The sequence below is a fragment of the Mesorhizobium sp. CO1-1-11 genome (assembly GCF_020164995.1).
In the GTDB taxonomy this organism is placed as follows: domain Bacteria; phylum Pseudomonadota; class Alphaproteobacteria; order Rhizobiales; family Rhizobiaceae; genus Mesorhizobium; species Mesorhizobium australicum.
In genome coordinates, this window is record NZ_JAIUHE010000002.1 from 356,151 (window position 1) to 374,923 (window position 18,773).

Below are 18,773 nucleotides of genomic sequence, written 5' to 3' on the forward strand. Positions count from 1 at the left end.
GGCCCTTTTCACGTCAGCCACAAAGTGGGCCCAGCGATCCACCTGCCTCAAGTGATGCCATGCCGGCGCAGCACCCTGCGACGTCGCCGCGCTACCGGCTCGCCCTGCGATGATGCCGCTTGCGAGGCGCTCCGCTCCAGCGCCGCTAGGCAATCGCGCAACGGGCCGGCGTCCTGCGCCGTCTTGGCCATCGACATGGCGCCGGAGTAGGCGGCGACCGCAAACACCGCAAAATGCTCGGGATCGGCGCCTTGCTCCCTGCCCTCCCGCTGGTCGGCCCTGATCTTGTCGGCGATCGCTTGGCGCCATGCCGAAAAGACGCCGGCAAGGGCATTCCGAAATTCGGGATCGGCGAGCGACAGTTCATGGGCCAGATTGTTGAGGGGGCAGCCGCGCACGAAACCTTGCCGTTCCAGTTCGGCCGCCACGGCGTCGAACACTTGACGCACGCCCTCGCGGGCCGAGGCCGCCTGCCGCACCGGCGCGATCCACGTCTCCTCGACCGCCGCTGCCACGCGCTCGTCGATGACCGCCAGCGCCAGCGCCTTCTTGGTCGGGAAATGATGATGCAACGCGCCACCGCTGACGCCTGCCGCCGCCATCAGGTCGCCGAGGCTGGAAGCATGGTAGCCGCGTGCCTGAAATGCTGCCTCGGCGACATCGAGGACTTTGCGGCGCATGCCTTCGGGGTCGTTGATGCGTTTGCCTCGGACTCGCCCTGGCCGGGTGTTGAGCTCTGCTGACATTGTAAAAGGATAGCATATTGACAAAACAGGGCAACCGGTCTGTTTATAAACAGGACGATCAACCTGTTTTGGAGAAGCCGCGGATGAGCCCGATCCCGAATGCCACGCCTAAGCCGGCGGTACTCGCCTCGCCGATCGTGGAATTGCGGCAGTACACGTTGAAGCCTGGCCGGCGCGAAACGTTGATCGATATCTTCGACACGCAGTTCATCGAAAGCCAGGAAGACGCGGGGATGACGATCATCGGCCAGTTCCGCGACCTGGACCGCCCCGATATGTTCGTCTGGATGCGCGGTTTCGAAAGCATGGATGCGCGCAAGCATGCTCTGAGCGCGTTTTATGACGGCCCCGTATGGGCGGCGCACCGCGACGCGGCCAACGCGACGATGATCGATTCCGACGACGTGCTGCTGCTGCGGCCGGCGTGGCCGGATGCCGGCTTCGATCTGTCGGGATTGCGCCGGCCAATGGCCGACATGGTCAAAAGCACAAGCGAACGGAGCGGGTTGCCCGGCCTGGTTGAGATTTCGATTCATCATTTACGGCCGGGCATCGGCGCCGACTTCGCCGGGCGCTTCCGTGCGGAGATGGTTGCGCGGCTTGCCCAGACCGGCGCGCGTCTGCTTGGCGCCTTCCTGACGGAGCCGGCCGCAAACACCTTCCCGCGGCTACCCGTGCGCGCCGGCGAAAACGTCTTTATCACCGTTGCCGGCTTCCCCGACGGCGATGCCCACGCCAGCCATCGCCTCGCCACTTCGCCGGCGTGGCAGGCACTTGGCCAGAACATGCAGGGCATTAGCACTAAGCCGGCCGAAACGTTGCGGCTGGTGCCCACGGCCCGATCGCTGTTGCGGTGATCAGCGGCCGGACAGCAGTCCCGCCATCGCCGAGGCGACAAAGGCCGGGTCCTCCCAATGGGGATTGTGACCGCAGTTCTGCGCCCAGACGAGACGGGATCCGGTCAGCGCGTCGGCCAAGGCCTGCTGGTGCGGCTCGTCGAATAGCGGATCGCAGGCGCCGGCGATGATCAGTGCCTTGGCCCGCACGGCCCGTGCCTCGGCGGTCAGGTCGGTGATGCGGACTTCCTCCAGAATGGCACGCCAGCGGGCCGCAGGCATGGCGGAAGCTTCCGTCGCCAGGCCCGCGAGGAACGTCCGCGGCACCGAGGTTTGGCACGCATGCCACCAGGCAAAGAACGGGTCGGCCGGCGATATCGGATCGTGCAAGGCCAGGATGCCGACCGGCAACGCATGGTCCGGCGTGAAGCCGGGCTTCAGCGTGCTGGCCAGCACGACCAGGCCTCCGATCAAGTCCGGCTGCCGGGCGGCCAATGCAATTGCCACCATGCCGCCCAGCGAATGACCGACGACGATAGGCCGGTCCAGCCGCAGATGCCGGATCAACCCGGCAATATCCTCGGCGAAATCAGCGACGCGGTAGCCGCCGCCCGCCTGCGAGGCACCATGGCCGCGCAGATCGGGCATGATCAGCCGGCGGCCAGCCAGATGCGGCGCCAGCAGCGAAAAGCTGCGGCTGGTGTCGGTGAAACCATGGATCAGCAACAGCGGCGGCCCGGCACCGGCGATCTCGACATAGGCGATGTCGAGATCGCCGATATTGACCCATTGCTTGCGACCAGCCCAGGCGTTCTGTTCCACACAGGTGATGGACAAAGCGTCCGGCGGTCTCACAGGCCGAGCTTCTCCTTGACGGCGGCAAGACCAGGCTTGCCATCGAAAGTCGTGACACCGGCGAGCCAGGCATCGAGACGGCTCTTGTTCAGCGTGATCGCCTTCAGCGCCCCGTCCTCTGGCTTCATGCCGTCATTGATGAGGTAGCCCATGCCGACATTCTCGAAGTCGATGTCGAAGACCAGGTTCCTGAGGAACTGCGCCACGTTAGGACATTCCTGCAGGTAGCCCTTGCGGACCTGCGTCGTCACCGTCGCGGCGCCGAAATTCGGGCCAAAGAACTTGTCGCCGCCTGTCAGATACTTGAAGTCGTACATGGTGTTCATCGGATGCGGCGCCCAGCCCTGGAAGACGATGAACTGCTTCTCCTTGATCTCGTAACCGACCTCCGACAGCATGCCGGCTTCGCTGGACTCGACCACGTGCCAGCCATCGAGGCCGAAGGCCGGATCGGCGATGGCGTCCATCATCAGCTGGTTGGAGCCGGGCTCGATGCCATACATCTTCTTGCCGAACTTGTCGGCGAACTTGTGCAGGTCGGAGACGTCCTTGACCCCTGCCTCCCAGACATAGGTCGGTACGGCGAACGTGTATTTGGCGCCGACGAGATTGACACGCACATTCTCGATCGAGCCGTCCTTCTTGTAGGGTTCGTAATAGGTGACCATCGCCGGGTCCCAGTAGCCCAGGAACAGGTCGAGATCCCGGTTCTTCATGCCTTCGTAGATGACGTTGATGCCCAGCACCTCGCTCTGTGGCTGATAGCCGAGCGCTTGCAGGAGCACATTGCCCACACCCGTGGTGAAAGCGAGATCGTTCCAGCCGGGCTCGGCCATGCGGACCACACGGCATTGCTCGGCGTCGGCCGCCTGGGCAGCCTGCGAGGCCAACGCCAGCGCGGCCAGACAGCTTGCAAGGATACGCACCATTTCCGTTCTCCTTATTGTGTTGGCCCATCGGTCTTTTTATTGTCCCATGGGTCAATGATTGATCTCGCGGGGCGAAAATGTCAACATGGATTCGTGAGGCATGGAACAATCTCGTGAAACTGAGACGCCTTGGCGACATACGCCGAAAGGAATTGCGCCAGGCGGCCTTCGCGGTTCTGGAGCGCGAAGGCATTGCGGGGGCGACGCTGGAAAAAGTCGCCGCCCATGCAGGCGCCTCCAAAGGCATCGTGCTGCACTATTTCCGCAACAAGCAGGAATTGTTCGAGCACGCCATGCGCGAGGCCAACGCAGTCCTATGCAACGCGGTGGTCGCAAGGCTTCGCCGGGCGCGGACTTCGATGGAACGCCTGGACGCGGTGATCGAGGGCAATTTCGAGGAGCATCTCTTCCTGCCGCCTCTATGCCATGCCTGGCTTTCGCTCTGCGCCGAGGTGCCGCGCGATGAAAAGCTGGCGCGCATCCAGAAGGTGATCCATGGGCGCATGCGCTCGAACCTGTTGTCCGGCCTGCGCGGCCTCGCCTCACCCAACGAGGCCGACGACATCGCGCTTGGCGTCACGGCCTTGATAGACGGACTCTGGCTTCGGCTCGGCCTGCAGCCGGACAGCGTCTCGCGCGAACAGGCGATCCGGCAGGTCAAGGGCTATGTCGCCGCGCGGCTGGCTACTCAGGAGCGCTCCACCGCCAGCGCGTGAAACCGACCCGCACGTCGTCCGGTTTTCGCGCTGCGACGGGTCTCAGGCCAGCCGGCCGTCGGGCGCTTGCGCCGGACGCCGGCCGAAGTTCATACCCTGGGATAGCCTGATGACTTGACCCCGTCACGGACATGCGGTGCGATCCCTCTGTTTGATGGCAAACGCATGGTGAGGTGCGTGATGAGGCTTCACGGCAAGCGGACGTTGATCACCGGCGGATCGGATGGCATCGGCCTGGCGATCGCCGAGGCATTCCTGCACGAGGGTGCCGATGTCCTGATCGTGGGCCGCGACGCGGGCAAACTCGACACCGCTCGCCAGAAGCTGACGGCCCTAGGCTCGACAGGCATGGTGGCGACATTGTCGGCCGACCTCGCCACCAGCCCCGGCCTCGCAGCGGTCGTCGAGCAGGCGAAAGAATCCGGCCGGCCACTCGACGTTCTCGTCAACAATGCCGGTGTCGCCTATCTCGTGCCGTTCGAGAGTGTCAGCGAGGCACAGTTCCAGCACTCTTTCGCGCTCAATGTGACGGCGGCGTTCTTCCTCACCCAGGGGCTGCTGCCGCATCTCGGTGCAGGTGCATCCGTCATCAACATCTCCTCCTATTTCGCCAACAAGATGATCCCGAAGCGGCCATCAAGCCTCTACTCCCTGTCCAAAGGCGCGTTGAACTCGCTGACCAAATCGCTGGCCTTCGAACTCGGTCCGCGCGGCATCCGCGTCAACGCAATCGCACCCGGCACGGTCGACACCGCCATGCGGCGCAAGACCGTGGACAACCTGCCTGTCGAGGCACAGGCGGAACTGACAGCCTATGTCGAACGCAGCTACCCATTGGGCCGCATCGGTCGACCCGCAGACATCGCCGGCATGGCGATCTATCTCGCCAGCGACGAGGCTGGCTGGACCAGTGGCGGCATCTTTGCCGTCGACGGCGGCTACACGGCGGGGTGAACTGCCTGGCCGCTATGGCGCGGCAACTTCACCAACGGCGCTTTCCACAAATCCAAGAGCGCCCACAACGTCCAGGATCTGAAGGCGAATCCAGCGATGAGGGGGCTCGTCGTCTCGGCGTGCGTGCCAGTACATCCTGATTTCAGGAACGGCAATGGGAAGTGGCGGCTCGAAGATGGCGAGAGGCAGGGTCTTGGCTGCCCAAACCGCGAACTGCCTGGGAACCGCGGAAAGGTAGTTTCCGTTTGCGACGGCCAACGCGACAGCCTGAAAGTGAGGCAGTGCCAGGCTTACACGGCGGCTTCGCCCGATTTTGCGGAGCGCCTCGTCGGTGGAGCCCGACATCGAGCCGTCGATAGAGCGAAGAACGTGCGGCAGTTCGCAAAAAAGCTCAAGCGGAATAGGCTCGCCCCCTGCGATCCCCGCCAGTCTGATCGCAGCATTGTTTTGCGCCGCAATGATTGCGAATGGCGAATGGAACAGCGGTACGCTGGAGACCCAGTCCAAGACCTCCAGCGGACGTTCGAGAGCCACATCGATTTCATCGTCCTGGAGCAGACGCGAAACATCGCCTCGCGCGCTATCGAGAAACCGTAACGACGCATGCGGCGCGATAGCCGCGACGCGCACCGCCAGTGTCGGCATCAGTAGCATGGAAAAGAAGTCCGCCCCCATGAGCGTGAAGGTTCGCTCAAGTTCCGCCGGATTGAACGAATGCGCCGAATGAAAGGCGCGTTCGATCTCGCGCAGTGCGGCGCGCACCGGCTCCGTCAGGCTTTCGGCGCGCGGGGTCGGCACCATGTCGTTGCCGCGCCGCACGAACAACTGGTCGTTGAGGACATGACGCAGGCGATTGAGCGCGGCGCTCACGGCGGGCTGGCTCAGCCCGATCTGCTCGCCGGCGCGCGTCACGCTTCGTTCGCGCAAAAGCGCATCGAGCACCCTGACCAGATTGAGGTCGAGCGCATTTAAATTCATGGTATCAATCCGCCCCATATGATCATTGGATTTCCATCGGCGGCATGCACCTGATCAGATCCTTCCGACCGCGACCCGTCAGAGGGCAACAAAGGAGGAAGAACCATGACAATGACCGTCGGGACCATTACAGGCAAGGAACTCTTCTGGTTCAACAACACACTGGTTGCAATTCGGATATCGTCGGCGGAGGGCGAGGACGGCATCTGTGTCGTCGAGCACCGCATGCCCCATGGCGATTCTCCGCCGCTGCATGTGCATCGGCACGAAGACGAGGTGTTTCATATCCTAGAAGGGCAGCTGCGCGTTCGGATCGACGGACAGGAGCGGGTCGCTGGTACCGGCGAGACCCTCATTGCGCCGAAAGGCCTGCCGCACACATACAGGGTCGAATCTCCAGAAGGTGCGCGCGCTCTGACCGTCACGCGCGGCCGCGGGTTCGAGACGATGCTGCGTCAGGCGAGCCGCCCCGCCGGACAGCCGGAATTGCCGCCGCTGTCCGAGCCGACGCCCGAGATGATCGAGGCTCTGGTGCGGATCTGCGCGGAAAATGGCATCGATATTGTCGGTTCGCCCTTGAGTTGAGAACGCGAAGCCGCCGATCTCTGCTCCAAGGGTTCCAGTGGGGAGATCGGAAGCATCTTCAACCGATTTGCATCCGCAGCCGCGTTATTCTCCGCTTGAAGCCATTTGTGCAACGCGATACGCCGTTGCCCAAATCGACAGACCGGAGCCTTGCCGTGAGCACGCCAAAGACGAGAACCGAAACCGACACGTTCGGCCCCATCGAGGTCGCCGCCGACCGTTATTGGGGCGCCCAGGCGCAGCGTTCCCTCGGCAATTTCAAGATCGGTTGGGAGAAGCAGCCGGCTTCGATCGTGCGCGCGCTGGGCATCGTCAAGCGGGCGGCGGCGGAAGCCAACATGGAGCTCAAGCGGCTCGATCCGGCCATCGGCAAGGCGATCATCGAGGCCTCGCAAGAGGTCATCGACGGCAAGCTCAACGACCACTTTCCGCTGGTGGTCTGGCAGACCGGCTCGGGCACGCAGTCCAACATGAACGCCAACGAGGTGATCTCGAACCGCGCGATCGAGATGCTGGGCGGCGTCATGGGCTCGAAGAAGCCGGTGCACCCCAACGACCACGTCAATATGAGCCAGTCCTCGAACGACACCTATCCGACGGCCATGCACATCGCCTGCGCCGAGCGGATCGAGCATGACCTGATCCCCGCGCTGCACCACCTGCACAAGGCGCTCGCCGCCAAGAGCCGGGACTTCAACCACATCATCAAGATCGGCCGCACCCACACGCAGGACGCCACGCCGCTGACGCTGGGCCAGGAATTCTCCGGCTATGCCGCGCAGGTCGCCTCCTCGATCAAGCGCATCGAGCAGACGCTGCCCGGCCTGCAGGAACTGGCGCAGGGCGGCACCGCCGTCGGCACCGGCCTCAATGCGCCGGTCGGTTTCGCCGAGCGGGTGGCCGATCGCATCGCCGCCATTACCGGCATCGCTTTCGTCACCGCGCCGAACAAGTTCGAGGCGCTCGCCGCACATGATTCCATGGTGTTCTCGCACGGTGCCATCAATGCCGCGGCCGCGGCACTGTTCAAGATCGCCAACGACATCCGTTTCCTTGGCTCCGGCCCGCGCTCGGGCCTCGGCGAATTGTCGCTGCCGGAAAACGAACCCGGCTCCTCGATCATGCCAGGCAAGGTCAACCCTACCCAGTGCGAGGCGATGACGCAGGTCTGCGTGCAGGTGTTCGGCAACAATGCGGCGCTGACCTTCGCCGGCAGCCAGGGCCATTTCGAGCTCAACGTCTACAATCCGCTGATGGCGTACAATTTCCTGCAGTCGGTGCAGTTGCTCGCCGACGCTTCGGTCTCCTTCACCGACAATTGCGTCGTCGGCATCGAGGCGCGAGAGGACAACATCAAGGCGGCACTCGACCGTTCGCTGATGCTGGTGACAGCACTTGCGCCAACCATTGGCTACGACAACGCCGCCAAGATCGCCAAGACCGCGCACAAAAAAGGCACGACGTTGCGCGAGGAAGCGTTGGCAACCGGACTGGTCAGCGAGGCCGACTATGACCGCCTGGTGCGGCCGCAGGACATGACACATCCGGGGTGAAGGCATTTTTCGGCGGGAGAATATCCTCACGCCAGCGCGTCGACCGACATGAATTTCCGCTTTTCACCGGTTCACAGAAACGTATTCCTGTGAACAATGTGTCGCCGGATAGGCGGCTTTGGTGAACAGTTGGCATGCTCTATCTGACGGGGCATTAACCCCATTCGGAGAGCCACCATGTCCACAAACACTTCCTTCGCCGGCAGCGGCACCGCGTCCAACAGCTCTGTCACCATCCTCATCGGCCGCATCCTGCTCGCGGTCATTTTCCTGCTTTCTGGATTCGGCAAGCTCACAGCCATTTCCGGCACCGCCGCCTATTTCGGCGGCCTCGGCCTGCCGGCGCCGACGGCGACGGCCGTCATCGTCGGACTGATCGAGCTGCTTGGCGGCCTTGCCGTCCTCGTCGGTTTCCAGACCAGGATCGCCGCCTGGGTGCTCGCGATCTTTACGATCGCGACCGGGCTGGTCGCCCACACCGGCTGGGCCGACCAGATGCAGATGATCCAGTTCCTCAAGAACGTCGCCATCACCGGCGGTTTCCTGCTGCTGGCCTCCTCGGGTCCCGGCGCGTATTCGATCGACGCCAAGCGCGGCTGAGGTTTTTTCCTCCCAAGGACCTGAAACGAGCGGCGCGGAATTTTCCGCGCCGCTTTTTTCGTTATGTGATCACAGGGGTACAGCACGTCGCGGCAAATAGATTCGTCCGAGCTGCTGTAAGCTTCTGGTTTTATGCATGTCGTTGTCCCGGAACCAAGGACACTCCCGGGCGACATGCATTAGACTGCAATGGTCGCCGGCGACCGTGCCGGCAAGGGAGGGAGCCATGGGTCGCAGTGCATTGCTTCTGGTTTCGCGGCTGCTGTTTGCCGTGCTGTTCGTGCCGTCCGGCTTCCAGGCGCTCGCCAACATCGCCGGCACCACCAGCTATTTCGCCGGCCTCGGCCTGCCGCTGCCGGCGCTCGCCGCCTGGGGCACCGGCCTTTTCGAGCTGATCGCGGGACTGCTGATCCTCGTTGGTTTGCAGACGCGGATCGTCGCACTGCTGCTGGCCGGCTTCTGCATCGCGGCCGGCTATATCGGCCATTATGGCCAAGGCGCCGGTGACGCGACGCTCGCCTTCTTGCACCAGCAGATGCTGATGAAGGACATCGCGATATCGGGCGGTTTCCTGGCGCTTGCCATGGCCGGCGCCGGCGCATGGTCGGCCGATGGGCGCGGCTTCGGCATAGGCGCCGACGCGACTTGACTACTTCGCCGACACGCTCTGCCCGCCCTCGACCGCCAGCACCAGGCGGCGGTTGGTGATGCGCGCCAGTTGCGCCAGCCGGCCGGCCGGGCGCTCGCCGTATAGGTCGGAGAGCGAGGCCGGCAGCACCAGCGCCAGCGCGCCGTTGGGGCGGCTTTCCCATTTCAGTCTCGGCATGATGCCAGGCATCGCGGCCGTCAGCAGATAGACGACGCGCATCATCGCTGCCAGTACGCGGGCGCGCTCCAGCAGGCGCGGCGGCGCCAGCGCCCTGATTTCGGGCGCCACCAATTCATTGAAAACGCCATCATGACGGTAGGCGTTGGTCAGCGCCAGGTAGGCGCGGCCGGGATGATCGACACCGATGAACGAGGCATGCGCAATGATGTTGAGCGACTGCTTGCCGCGATATTCCGGATGAGCGCGCCAGCCGATATCGGCGAGCAGGCAGGCGGCGTGGCGATAGCGCGCTTCGTCTTCCGTCTCGTCGATGCCGAACGCCTTGAAGGCCTTGCCGGTCCATTCGACAAGGTCATGCGCGTGATGGACCGAACGCGAGCGCAGAAGCGCAAGCTCCTCGGCGGCCGAGATCAGCGGATCGGCCTTCTGCTCGGCCGCGTCGAGCAGCGAATAGAGGAAACCCTCACGCACGCCTTGCGCCGAAACGACGATTCTGGACGGCTGCATCGCCGTCATGATCTCCTGCAGCACGAGAGCGCCATAGGGCAGCAGCGAGCGGCGGTTCTTGGAGACACCCTCGATGCCCCTCACCTTTTCGACTTCGCCCCTGGCCACCTGCTTGAGGAAGTTCTGCGCGCTTTCGGCCGATATTTCGTAGTGATGCATGACGCCGAGCGGGTAGTTGTTCATCTCCATATGCAGCCTGGCGAGGTTTCGCCAGGTGCCGCCAACAGCGTAGAAAGTGCTGCCTTGTCCGCCCTTCAAAAGCTTGGCCCGGGCCAGTTCCTGGCGCGCGATCTTCTGCGCCTGGACGAGCGAGTTCTTCGCCATGTCCTGCAGGCGCAGGCCGCCGAGCGGCAGCGTGATGCCGTCGCCGATCGCCTCGCCATCAATGTCTATAAGCTCCAGGCTGCCGCCGCCAAGGTCGCCGGCAATGCCGTTGGCCGGGTGGAAGCCTGAGATGACGCCGAGCGCGGAATAATGCGCTTCCTGGCGGCCGGAGAGCACACGGATTTCGGTCTTGAGCACATCCTCGGCACGATGGATGAAATCGGGACCGTTGATCGCCTCGCGGGCGGCGGCGGTTGCCAGCACGTACATGTGTTCGGCGCCTGCCTGGTCGGAGAGCGCGCGGAAACGGCGAAACTCCTCCATCGAGCGCGCCACCCCCTCGGGGTCCAGCTTCCCCGTCGACACGATGCCGCGGCCGAGGCCGGCCAGCATCTTTTCGTTGAACAGCATGGTCGGCGAGCGCGCCAGCCCCTCATAGACGACGAGACGGATCGAATTGGAGCCGATGTCGATGATGGACAGCGGTCGGCGGTCCTGCAGCCGGCCCTGGGAATTGGACAGCATCAGGTGGCGGCGTTCTTCTTGCGGCGCTTGAACTGGGCGATTCGCTTGGGCGCATGCGATTTCAGCGCGTCACCCCGTCCCGACAGGCTCGGATTGGTCATGAAATATTCCTGCGCGTTGAACGGTTCCTCACCCTCCTCCAGCACCACGCGCCGGGAGGTTCCATCTGCCAATACGTCGAAACTTTGCTGATTGTCCATGATGTTGCCCAGCATGATCTGGCCCAGAATCTGTTCATGCACAGTTGGATTGGTGATCGGCACCATGGTCTCGACGCGGCGGTCGAGATTGCGCGGCATGAGGTCGGCCGAGGAGATGTAGACGATCGCCTCGTCCGAAGGAAGGCCATGACCGTTGCCGAAGCAATAGATGCGGCTGTGCTCCAGGAACCGGCCGACGATCGACTTGACCCTGATGTTTTCCGACAGGCCCGGCACCTGCGGCCGCAGGCAGCATATGCCGCGCACGACGAGGTCGATCTCCACTCCGGCGCGGCTGGCATCGTAGAGCGCGTCGATGATGATGGGATCGACGAGCGCGTTCATCTTCATCCAGATACGCGCCGGCCGTCCCTCCAACGCATGGGTGACCTCGTCCGAAATGTGCTGAAGGATGCGGTTCCTCAGCGTGAACGGCGAGATCGCCAGCCGCATCTCCGCGGTCGGCTCGGCATAGCCGGTGATGAAATTGAACAATTGGGCGACGTCGCGGGCGATCGTCGGATCGGTGGTGAAGAAGGACAGGTCGGTGTAGATGCGCGCGGTGACCGGGTGGTAGTTGCCGGTGCCGAGATGGACGTAATTGCGCAGCTTGCCGTCCTCGCGCCGCACCACCAGCGACATCTTGGCGTGGGTCTTGAGTTCCAGGAACCCGAACACGACCTGCACGCCGGCGCGTTCGAGATCGCGCGCCCAGCGAATGTTGGCCTCCTCATCGAAACGCGCCTTGAGCTCGACCAGCGCCGTTACTGACTTGCCGGCTTCGGCCGCGTCGACCAGAGCACGCACGATCGGGCTGTCGTTGGAGGTGCGATAGAGCGTCTGCTTGATCGCCACCACTTCGGGGTCGGCCATCGCCTGGCGCAGGAACTGCACCACCACGTCGAACGACTCATAGGGGTGATGGACGACGATGTCCTTCTCGCGAATGGCGGCGAAACAGTCGCCGCCATGCTCACGGATGCGCTCGGGAAAGCGTGGGTTGTAGGGGATGAATTTCAGGTCGTCGCGGGGAACGGAGACGATCTCGGAGATCTGGCTGAGTGCCAGCGGCCCGGTGAGCACGCTGATGCGGCTCGACGAGACGCCAAGCTCGCCGGCGACGAAATCGCGCAATTCCCCAGGCATCAGCTTGTCGAATTCGATGCGGATGACGGAGCCGCGGCGGCGGCGCTTCAGCGCCGTTTCGAACAGGCGCACGAGATCTTCCGATTCCTCTTCGACCTCGATGTCGCTGTCACGAATGATGCGGAACGTGCCGGAGCCCTTGACCTCGTAGCCGGGGAAGAGCTTGCCGATGTAGAGGCCGACCGCCTCCTCCAGCGGAATGAAGCGGACATGGTGCTTGCGGTCCGGCAGGCGGATGAAGCGCTTCAGCGCCACCGGCAGGCGCAAGAGCGCGCTCATCTCCTCGCCATTCTTGCGATGGCGAAGTTGCAGCGCCATCGAGAAGCCGAGATTGGGAATGAACGGGAACGGATGCGCCGGGTCGATCGACAGCGGGGTCAGCACGGGAAACACCTGCTCCTGGAAATGGTCTTCCAGCCAGACCTTCTCGTCCTTGGTCAGCGCGTCGCGGGTGATGGTTTCGATGCCTTCCTTGTTGAGCAGCACCGTGAGGGCCGACAGGCTCTTCTGCTGGTCCTCCTGCAGCCGCTCGACCTCACGCAGCAATTGTTCGAGCTGCTGTTCGGGAGTGCGTCCGTCCGGGCTCTTCAGCACGATCCCCTCGCGCACCTGGCCGGCAAGACCGGCGACGCGCACCATGAAGAACTCGTCGAGATTGGCGGCCGAGATCGACAGGAAGCGGACGCGCTCCAGCAGCGGGTGATGGGTGTTCAGCGATTCCTCGAGAACGCGGCGATTGAACTGCAGCCAGGAGAATTCGCGGTTGACGAAGCGGTCCGGATTGCCTTCCGGGCTCGCTGCCGCGACATTGTTGAATTCGCTCTGTACCGGCTTCAGTTCGTTCATGATTCCTGCTCTCCCGCGCGCCTCAGCCGGTTAACCGGCTTAACTTATCCTGTGGCAGGCTTTTGCGACAGTTCTCTGACAGGCTTTTGCGACAGTTTGATTTCATCGAACTTGCAAACAGACTTGATATGATCCAGATGCAGAGAGACTGCGTTAAGGAGACGACGATGGCAGGCGGTTCCATTCCCCATTTCCAGAACGATGCGGGCCACCCGGCGATCGACATCGGAGTCAAGGAATTCATGTGCACGGGCGCCAACCCGCCTTTCGACCATCCGCATGTTTTTCTCGACATGGGCGACGACAATGAGAAAGTCTGCCCCTACTGCTCGACCCTCTATCGCTATTCGCCGAAGCTGAAGGCGACCGAAACGCTGCCGGCGGGCTGCCTCTACATCGACCAGGCCGCCTGACCTTCCGATCATGAGCTCGACGCGGTCCCGGCAGGTCATGATCGCCGGGGCTGGCATCGCCGGGCTGACAGCGGCGATTGCCTTTGCCGAACGCGGCTATTCCGTGAGGGTGTTCGAACAGGCGCAGCGTCTCGAAGCGGCGGGCGCCGGCATCCAGCTCTCTCCTAACGCGACCCGCATCCTTCGCCAGCTTGGCGTGCTCGACACGCTTCTTGCCAATGCCGTCCAGCCGGAAGCCGTGGTGCTGAAGGACGCCGCGAGCCTGCGCCAACTGGCACGCGTGCCGCTTGGCGGAGCCGGCGAGGAACGCTGGGGGGCGCCCTATCTCGTGGCGCACCGGGCGGATCTGCAAGACGCCCTGATGGCGCGCGTTGCGCAACTGCCCGACATCCATCTCACCACCGGCGCGCAGATCAGCAGCGTGGCCTCCGGTTCATTCGTTATCACCACGACAGACGGGGTCGGCCGCAAGGTCATCGATACCCAAGGATCTCTGCTGGTCGGCGCCGATGGCGTCTGGTCAGCGGTGCGGAGGTTTGCCAGTCCAGGCAGCGGAGCCGGCTTGGCGAACAGCCATTTCTCCGGCGAACTGGCTTGGCGGGCGACGGTGAGCGCAGACAACGAGGCGGGGCGAGCCTTCACCGCGATCGGCTCCCCTGACTGCGTCACCACCTTCCTGCATCCCGGCTTTCATTTGGTCGCCTACCCCGTGAGCAGGGGTAGCGCCTTCAACCTTGCCGCCTTCACCCGGGGCGAGCGCATCGCCGACGGGTGGTCACGCCACGCCGATCCCGCCATCCTTTCAGGCGCCATGCGCCGCTCCGCGCCGGCGCTGGCGCGTTTGGTGGAACTCGCTGGCCCGTGGACCGCCTTTCCTATCCACACGGTCGAACAGCGACGCTGGACCATGCCCGAAGGCATCGCGCTAATCGGCGACGCCGCGCATGCCATGACGCCGTTCGCGGCGCAAGGTGCTGCCATGGCGATCGAGGACGCGGCTACGCTTGCCGATTTGATCGCCGACTTCCCTGGCGACCTGACGCAAAGCCTCGTCATCTGGGAGAACCTGCGGCGGTCGCGCATCGCCAAGGTCATCCGTCGCGGCGCGCTCAACCGGCTTGCCTGGCATGCCCGAGGCCCGGTGGCGTTGGCCCGCAATCTGTTTCTGGCGGCACGACCGGGAGAGAAGCTCGCAGCCGATCTGGACTGGCTTTACGGGTGGGAGCAGCAGCGGATCACCCGTCGCTGAAAGGAGCCAGCGGCAAAGCTAATTATACAGCCGCATCGACAGCCCAAGCGAAACCGGCAGCGGGTTCCACCAACCGGTGCGCAGGCCGGCGGTGCGCAGTGCCGCCGCCGTCCAGGTATTGCAGCCGATCAGCGCATTGAAATGGCCATTGGCCTCATAAAAGCGATCGAAATTGGAGTAGGCGGCATCATCGATGACGATCGGACCGTTCGGCCCCTCCTGAAAGCTCGCTTCGACGAAATCGAGCAATGCGGCAAAACGGTCTTCGCCCACGTCGAAGCCCGCGACATCGGGGTGCGGCTCGGGAATGTTGCCGGCGACGTCGACATGCATCACGGACGCATCGAGCGTCAAAGCCTTGATTGCGGGCAGCGCCTTCAATTGCGACCATGTCGGCGTTTCCAGATAGAAGGCGCGCCCACCCCAGCCGAATACGAGGTAGCGCACTTCGGGCGCGTCCGAAGGCAGGCCGGCATCGGCAAGAAAACGAAAGCGCCGGCGCACCTCGTCGTCCACGGGAATGGCGATGTCGGTGTGGATCGGATTTTTCAGCACCAATATGTGCCGGATGCCCTCGCCCGCTGCGGCTGCCGGCCAGAGCGGCCGCGGCACCAGCGTGCCGAGCGACACGGCGAGCACCAGTGCTGCAACCAGCATGGCCAGGAAACGCAGGAGTTTTCTCATCGGTGCGGCTTCGCGATTCCGTCGCGGCTCAATGAAGAAGATCATTATCCGATCGGCCAGACACTAAAAAGCCCGGCCGTGGCGCGACCGGGCTTTCTCGACTTGGCGTCAGTCCGCTCAGTGCAGGATCTGCGACAAGAACAGCTTCGTGCGTTCGTGGCGGGGATGGTCGAAGAACTCGGCCGGCGTGTTCTGCTCGACGATCTGGCCCTGATCCATGAAGATCACCCGGTTGGCGACTTTCCGTGCAAAGCCCATCTCGTGGGTGACGCACAGCATGGTCATGCCTTCCTCGGCCAGCCCCACCATGGTTTCCAGCACTTCCTTGATCATTTCCGGGTCGAGCGCTGAGGTCGGCTCGTCGAACAGCATGATGCGCGGGTTCATGCACAGCGAGCGGGCGATCGCCACGCGCTGCTGCTGGCCGCCGGAAAGCTGGCCCGGATATTTGTTGGCCTGCTCGGGGATCTTCACGCGCTTGAGGAAATGCATGGCGATTTCCTCGGCCTGCTTCTTCGGCGTCTTGCGCACCCAGATCGGCGCCAGCGTGCAATTCTCGAGGATGGTCAGATGCGGGAACAGGTTGAAGTGCTGGAACACCATGCCGACCTCGCGGCGCACCTCGTCGATCTTTTTCAGATCGTTGGTGAGTTCCTTGCCGTCGACGATGATCTTGCCCTTCTGGTGCTCTTCCAGCCGGTTGATGCAGCGGATCATGGTCGACTTGCCCGACCCGGACGGTCCGCAAATGACGATGCGCTCGCCGCGCATCACCTTCAGATTGATGTCCTTCAGCACATGGAACTCGCCGTACCATTTATGCATGGCGATGATGTCGATGGCGACATCGGTGGTCGAGATATGCATCTTGGCGGCGTTGACCTTGATCTCTTCCGCGCTGACGGCATTTTCGGTGGCCATGGCTGGGGTCCCCTTGTTCTTTTGTTAGCGTTTGTAGCCGGTGTCGAGCCGGCGTTCCGTGTACATTGAATAGCGCGACATGCCGAAGCAGAACAGCCAGAAGACGAAGGCGGCGAACACAAGACCGGATTTCGCGGTCTGCGCCGTGGCCCAGTTGGCGTCGGAGAAGTTCTGCTTGACGATGCCGAGCAGGTCGAACATCGAGATGATGAGGACCAGGCTGGTGTCCTTGAACATGCCGATGAAGGTGTTGACGATACCGGGTATGACCAGCTTCAGCGCCTGCGGCAACACGATCAAGCTCATCTTCTGCCAGTAGCCGAGGCCGAGCGAATCGGCGCCTTCATACTGGCCCTTGGGGATCGCCTGCAGGCCGCCGCGCACCACTTCGGCCATATAGGCCGCCGCAAACAGCGACACGCCGATCAGCGCCCTCAGATACTTGTCGAAAGTGACGCCGGCCGGCAGGAACAGCGGCAGCATGACGCTGACGAAAAACAGGACGGTGATCAGCGGTATGCCGCGCACGGCTTCGATGAAGATAATGCACAGCATCTTGATGATCGGCATCTTCGAGCGCCGCCCGAGCGCCAGCACGGTGCCCAGCGGCAGCGATACGGCGATGCCGACGAAGGACAGACTCAGCGTGATCAGCAGCCCGCCCCAGCGCGAGGTTTCGACATGCGGCAGACCGAATACGCCGCCGACCAGCAGGAAGAAGGAAACGATCGGCAGCACCAGGAAAAGCAGGATCGCGTTCAACCCCTTGCGCGGCACACGCGGCATCAGCATCGGCACCAGCAGCGCCACGAACAGGATGGCGACCAGGATCGGCCGCCAGCGCTCCTCGACCGGATAGGTGCCGAACATGAACTGGCCGAACTTGGCGTTGACGAAAGCCCAGCAGGCTCCGCTCCAGCCATCGGGCTGAATGCCGCCTTGCGCGACGGTCGCGCAGACCGTGCGGTCCGGTCCGGTCCACTGTGCGTTAATGAACGCCCAGTTGATGACCTGCGGCAGAATCCAAGCGACGATGACGATGCCGAGGATGGTGAGGATGGTGTCGCCGACCGAGCCGATCAGGTTCTTGCGCACCCAGGCGACGGGGCCGCTGACGCTCGCTGGCGCGGGCTGCGCCAGCGCCATTTCGGTGCGCACCCAGGACAAATCGTGTTCCTGCATGGTCCTACCTCTCCACCAGCGCCATCCTGGCGTTGACCACGTTCATGACGGCCGAGGTCACCAGGCTGAGTATGAGATAGGCGATCATCATGATCAGCACGCCCTCGACCGCTTGTCCGGTCTGGTTCAGAACCGTGCCGGCCGTTGCCGTCAAATCGGGATAACCGATGGCGATCGCCAGCGAGGAGTTCTTGGTCAGGTTGAGATACTGGCTGGTCAGCGGCGGGATGACGATGCGCATGGCCTGCGGCACCACGACCAGCCGCAGGATCGAACCGGATCGCAGCCCAAGTGCGGCCGCCGCCTCGGTCTGGCCCTTGCTGACGCCCCTGATGCCGGCGCGCACGATTTCGGCGATGAAGGCCGCCGTGTAGCAGGACAGCGCCAGATAGAGCGAAAGGAACTCCGGTTTGACCTGGAAGCCGCCGGTCAGGTTGAAGGTCGATTGTTTGGGCAAGTCAAAGCTCAGGGGAAAGCCGCTCAGCACGTAAGCCAGCAGCGGCAGGCCGATGATCAGCGCGGCGGAGGTCCAGAACACCGGAAATTGCTGGCCCGTCGCCATCTGCCGCTGACGCGCCCTGCGGGCAACGAACCATGACATTGCGATGCCCACGACAAGGGCGACCAGGATCAGCCAGGAGCCGTCGCCCCAGACCGGGCGCGGAAAATAGAAGCCGCGCTGGTTGAGGAACGAGCCGAAGGGCAGATGATAGGAATCGCGCGGCGCCGGCAGCACGGCGAGCACGCCGGAATACCAGAAGAAGATGACCAGCAGCGGTGGGATGTTGCGGAAGATCTCGACATAGACCGTGCAGATCTTCTGGATCAGCCAGTTCTGCGACAGGCGGCCGATGCCGATGACGAAGCCGATGATGGTGGCGGTGATGATGCCGGCGACGGCAACGATGATGGTGTTGATCAGGCCGACGACGATGGCGCGGCCATAGGTCGAGTCCGACGTATAGGCGATCGGCGTGTCCGAGATATCGAAGCCGGCGCGCCCCTTGAGGAAGCCGAAGCCGGAGGCGATGTGCAGGCGCTGCAGATTGTCGATGACGTTCTGCACGATCCACCAGACGGACCCGAACAGAACGATGACCACCAGCGTCTGAAAGAAGAGACTGCGAATTCTCGGGTCATTGACGAAGGAGCCGCGGCTCGGCTCCTCGCGTAGGATTTCCTGCGATGCCATGTC

19 protein-coding genes are annotated in these 18,773 nt (G+C 63.3%); 9 read left to right on the forward strand and 10 right to left on the reverse strand.

Features of this window, described 5'->3' with window-relative positions; genetic code table 11:
• Positions 1-47: 47 nt before the first annotated feature.
• Positions 48-680 (reverse strand): TetR/AcrR family transcriptional regulator, encoded by a 633-nt coding sequence (locus LB554_RS03745; RefSeq protein ID WP_224583169.1) that lies wholly within the window; start codon positions 678-680, stop codon positions 48-50.
• 83 nt (positions 681-763) lie between these two features.
• On the opposite strand from LB554_RS03745, the gene LB554_RS03750 reads away from it, so the two are divergent.
• Positions 764-1,603, forward strand: a complete 840-nt coding sequence (locus LB554_RS03750; protein ID WP_318011559.1) for an NIPSNAP family protein — start codon at positions 764-766, stop codon at positions 1,601-1,603.
• Here LB554_RS03750 and LB554_RS03755 read toward each other — a convergent pair whose 3' ends face one another.
• Together LB554_RS03755 and choX are read right to left on the reverse strand one after the other, a co-directional pair.
• Complete coding sequence (locus tag LB554_RS03755; RefSeq protein ID WP_224583171.1) at positions 1,604-2,437, reverse strand: alpha/beta fold hydrolase; 834 nt, start codon at positions 2,435-2,437, stop codon at positions 1,604-1,606.
• Positions 2,434-3,366 carry a choline ABC transporter substrate-binding protein gene (choX, locus tag LB554_RS03760; RefSeq protein ID WP_140878679.1) on the reverse strand — a complete coding sequence of 311 codons (933 nt, stop codon included), beginning with the start codon at positions 3,364-3,366 and terminating at the stop codon, positions 2,434-2,436. Before choX ends, LB554_RS03755 begins: the two co-directional genes overlap by 4 nt.
• A gap of 77 nt (positions 3,367-3,443) precedes the next feature.
• Between choX and betI the strand changes: the two genes are divergently transcribed.
• Together betI and LB554_RS03770 are read left to right on the forward strand one after the other, a co-directional pair.
• Positions 3,444-4,082, forward strand: a complete 639-nt coding sequence (betI, locus tag LB554_RS03765) for a choline-responsive transcriptional repressor BetI (RefSeq protein ID WP_224583173.1) — start codon at positions 3,444-3,446, stop codon at positions 4,080-4,082.
• A 180-nt stretch (positions 4,083-4,262) separates the two neighbouring features.
• The gene (locus tag LB554_RS03770) at positions 4,263-5,036 is read left to right on the forward strand and encodes an SDR family NAD(P)-dependent oxidoreductase (protein WP_224583202.1); all 774 of its coding nucleotides are present in this window, start codon (positions 4,263-4,265) and stop codon (positions 5,034-5,036) included.
• A gap of 12 nt (positions 5,037-5,048) precedes the next feature.
• Here the strand turns inward: LB554_RS03770 and LB554_RS03775 are convergent, their stop codons facing one another.
• Positions 5,049-6,014 (reverse strand): LysR family transcriptional regulator, encoded by a 966-nt coding sequence (locus LB554_RS03775; protein ID WP_140717593.1) that lies wholly within the window; start codon positions 6,012-6,014, stop codon positions 5,049-5,051.
• Between the two features lie 105 nt (positions 6,015-6,119).
• Here LB554_RS03775 and LB554_RS03780 point away from each other — a divergent pair, with 105 nt between their 5' ends.
• The 4 genes from LB554_RS03780 to LB554_RS03795 all read left to right on the forward strand — a co-directional run bounded on the left by LB554_RS03780 (position 6,120) and on the right by LB554_RS03795 (position 9,401).
• Complete coding sequence (locus LB554_RS03780; protein ID WP_140617162.1) at positions 6,120-6,599, forward strand: cupin domain-containing protein; 480 nt, start codon at positions 6,120-6,122, stop codon at positions 6,597-6,599.
• A gap of 155 nt (positions 6,600-6,754) precedes the next feature.
• Positions 6,755-8,152, forward strand: coding sequence for a class II fumarate hydratase (fumC, locus tag LB554_RS03785; protein WP_140617163.1), 1,398 nt, complete (start codon positions 6,755-6,757; stop codon positions 8,150-8,152).
• Between the two features lie 177 nt (positions 8,153-8,329).
• Positions 8,330-8,752: a DoxX family protein gene (locus LB554_RS03790; protein ID WP_140790525.1), complete on the forward strand. Its 423-nt coding sequence runs from the start codon at positions 8,330-8,332 to the stop codon at positions 8,750-8,752.
• A 226-nt stretch (positions 8,753-8,978) separates the two neighbouring features.
• Positions 8,979-9,401: a DoxX family protein gene (locus tag LB554_RS03795; RefSeq protein WP_141907138.1), complete on the forward strand. Its 423-nt coding sequence runs from the start codon at positions 8,979-8,981 to the stop codon at positions 9,399-9,401.
• On the opposite strand, the gene ppx is transcribed toward LB554_RS03795, so the two are convergent.
• A complete protein-coding gene (gene ppx / locus LB554_RS03800) occupies positions 9,402-10,937 on the reverse strand; it encodes an exopolyphosphatase (protein ID WP_224583176.1) in 1,536 nt (511 codons plus the stop codon).
• Positions 10,937-13,129, reverse strand: coding sequence for an RNA degradosome polyphosphate kinase (locus LB554_RS03805; protein ID WP_140726247.1), 2,193 nt, complete (start codon positions 13,127-13,129; stop codon positions 10,937-10,939). Before LB554_RS03805 ends, ppx begins: the two co-directional genes overlap by 1 nt.
• Positions 13,130-13,296: 167 nt before the next feature.
• On the opposite strand from LB554_RS03805, the gene LB554_RS03810 reads away from it, so the two are divergent.
• Positions 13,297-13,542: a zinc-finger domain-containing protein gene (locus tag LB554_RS03810; protein WP_015318409.1), complete on the forward strand. Its 246-nt coding sequence runs from the start codon at positions 13,297-13,299 to the stop codon at positions 13,540-13,542.
• A gap of 10 nt (positions 13,543-13,552) precedes the next feature.
• Entirely contained in the window at positions 13,553-14,791 is a 1,239-nt protein-coding gene (locus tag LB554_RS03815; protein WP_140790530.1) for an FAD-dependent monooxygenase, read from the forward strand.
• 18 nt (positions 14,792-14,809) lie between these two features.
• Here the strand turns inward: LB554_RS03815 and LB554_RS03820 are convergent, their stop codons facing one another.
• The 4 genes from LB554_RS03820 to LB554_RS03835 all read right to left on the reverse strand — a co-directional run bounded on the left by LB554_RS03820 (position 14,810) and on the right by LB554_RS03835 (position 18,770).
• On the reverse strand, positions 14,810-15,475 hold the full coding sequence (locus tag LB554_RS03820; RefSeq protein WP_224583178.1) for a TIGR02117 family protein: 666 nt from the start codon (positions 15,473-15,475) through the stop codon (positions 14,810-14,812).
• A gap of 117 nt (positions 15,476-15,592) precedes the next feature.
• Positions 15,593-16,342 (reverse strand): amino acid ABC transporter ATP-binding protein, encoded by a 750-nt coding sequence (locus tag LB554_RS03825; RefSeq protein ID WP_031240865.1) that lies wholly within the window; start codon positions 16,340-16,342, stop codon positions 15,593-15,595.
• 78 nt (positions 16,343-16,420) lie between these two features.
• Positions 16,421-17,578: an amino acid ABC transporter permease gene (locus tag LB554_RS03830; protein ID WP_140790534.1), complete on the reverse strand. Its 1,158-nt coding sequence runs from the start codon at positions 17,576-17,578 to the stop codon at positions 16,421-16,423.
• Positions 17,579-17,582: 4 nt separating this feature from the next.
• Positions 17,583-18,770 (reverse strand): amino acid ABC transporter permease, encoded by a 1,188-nt coding sequence (locus tag LB554_RS03835; RefSeq protein WP_015318413.1) that lies wholly within the window; start codon positions 18,768-18,770, stop codon positions 17,583-17,585.
• Between the last annotated feature and the right edge of the window lie 3 nt (positions 18,771-18,773).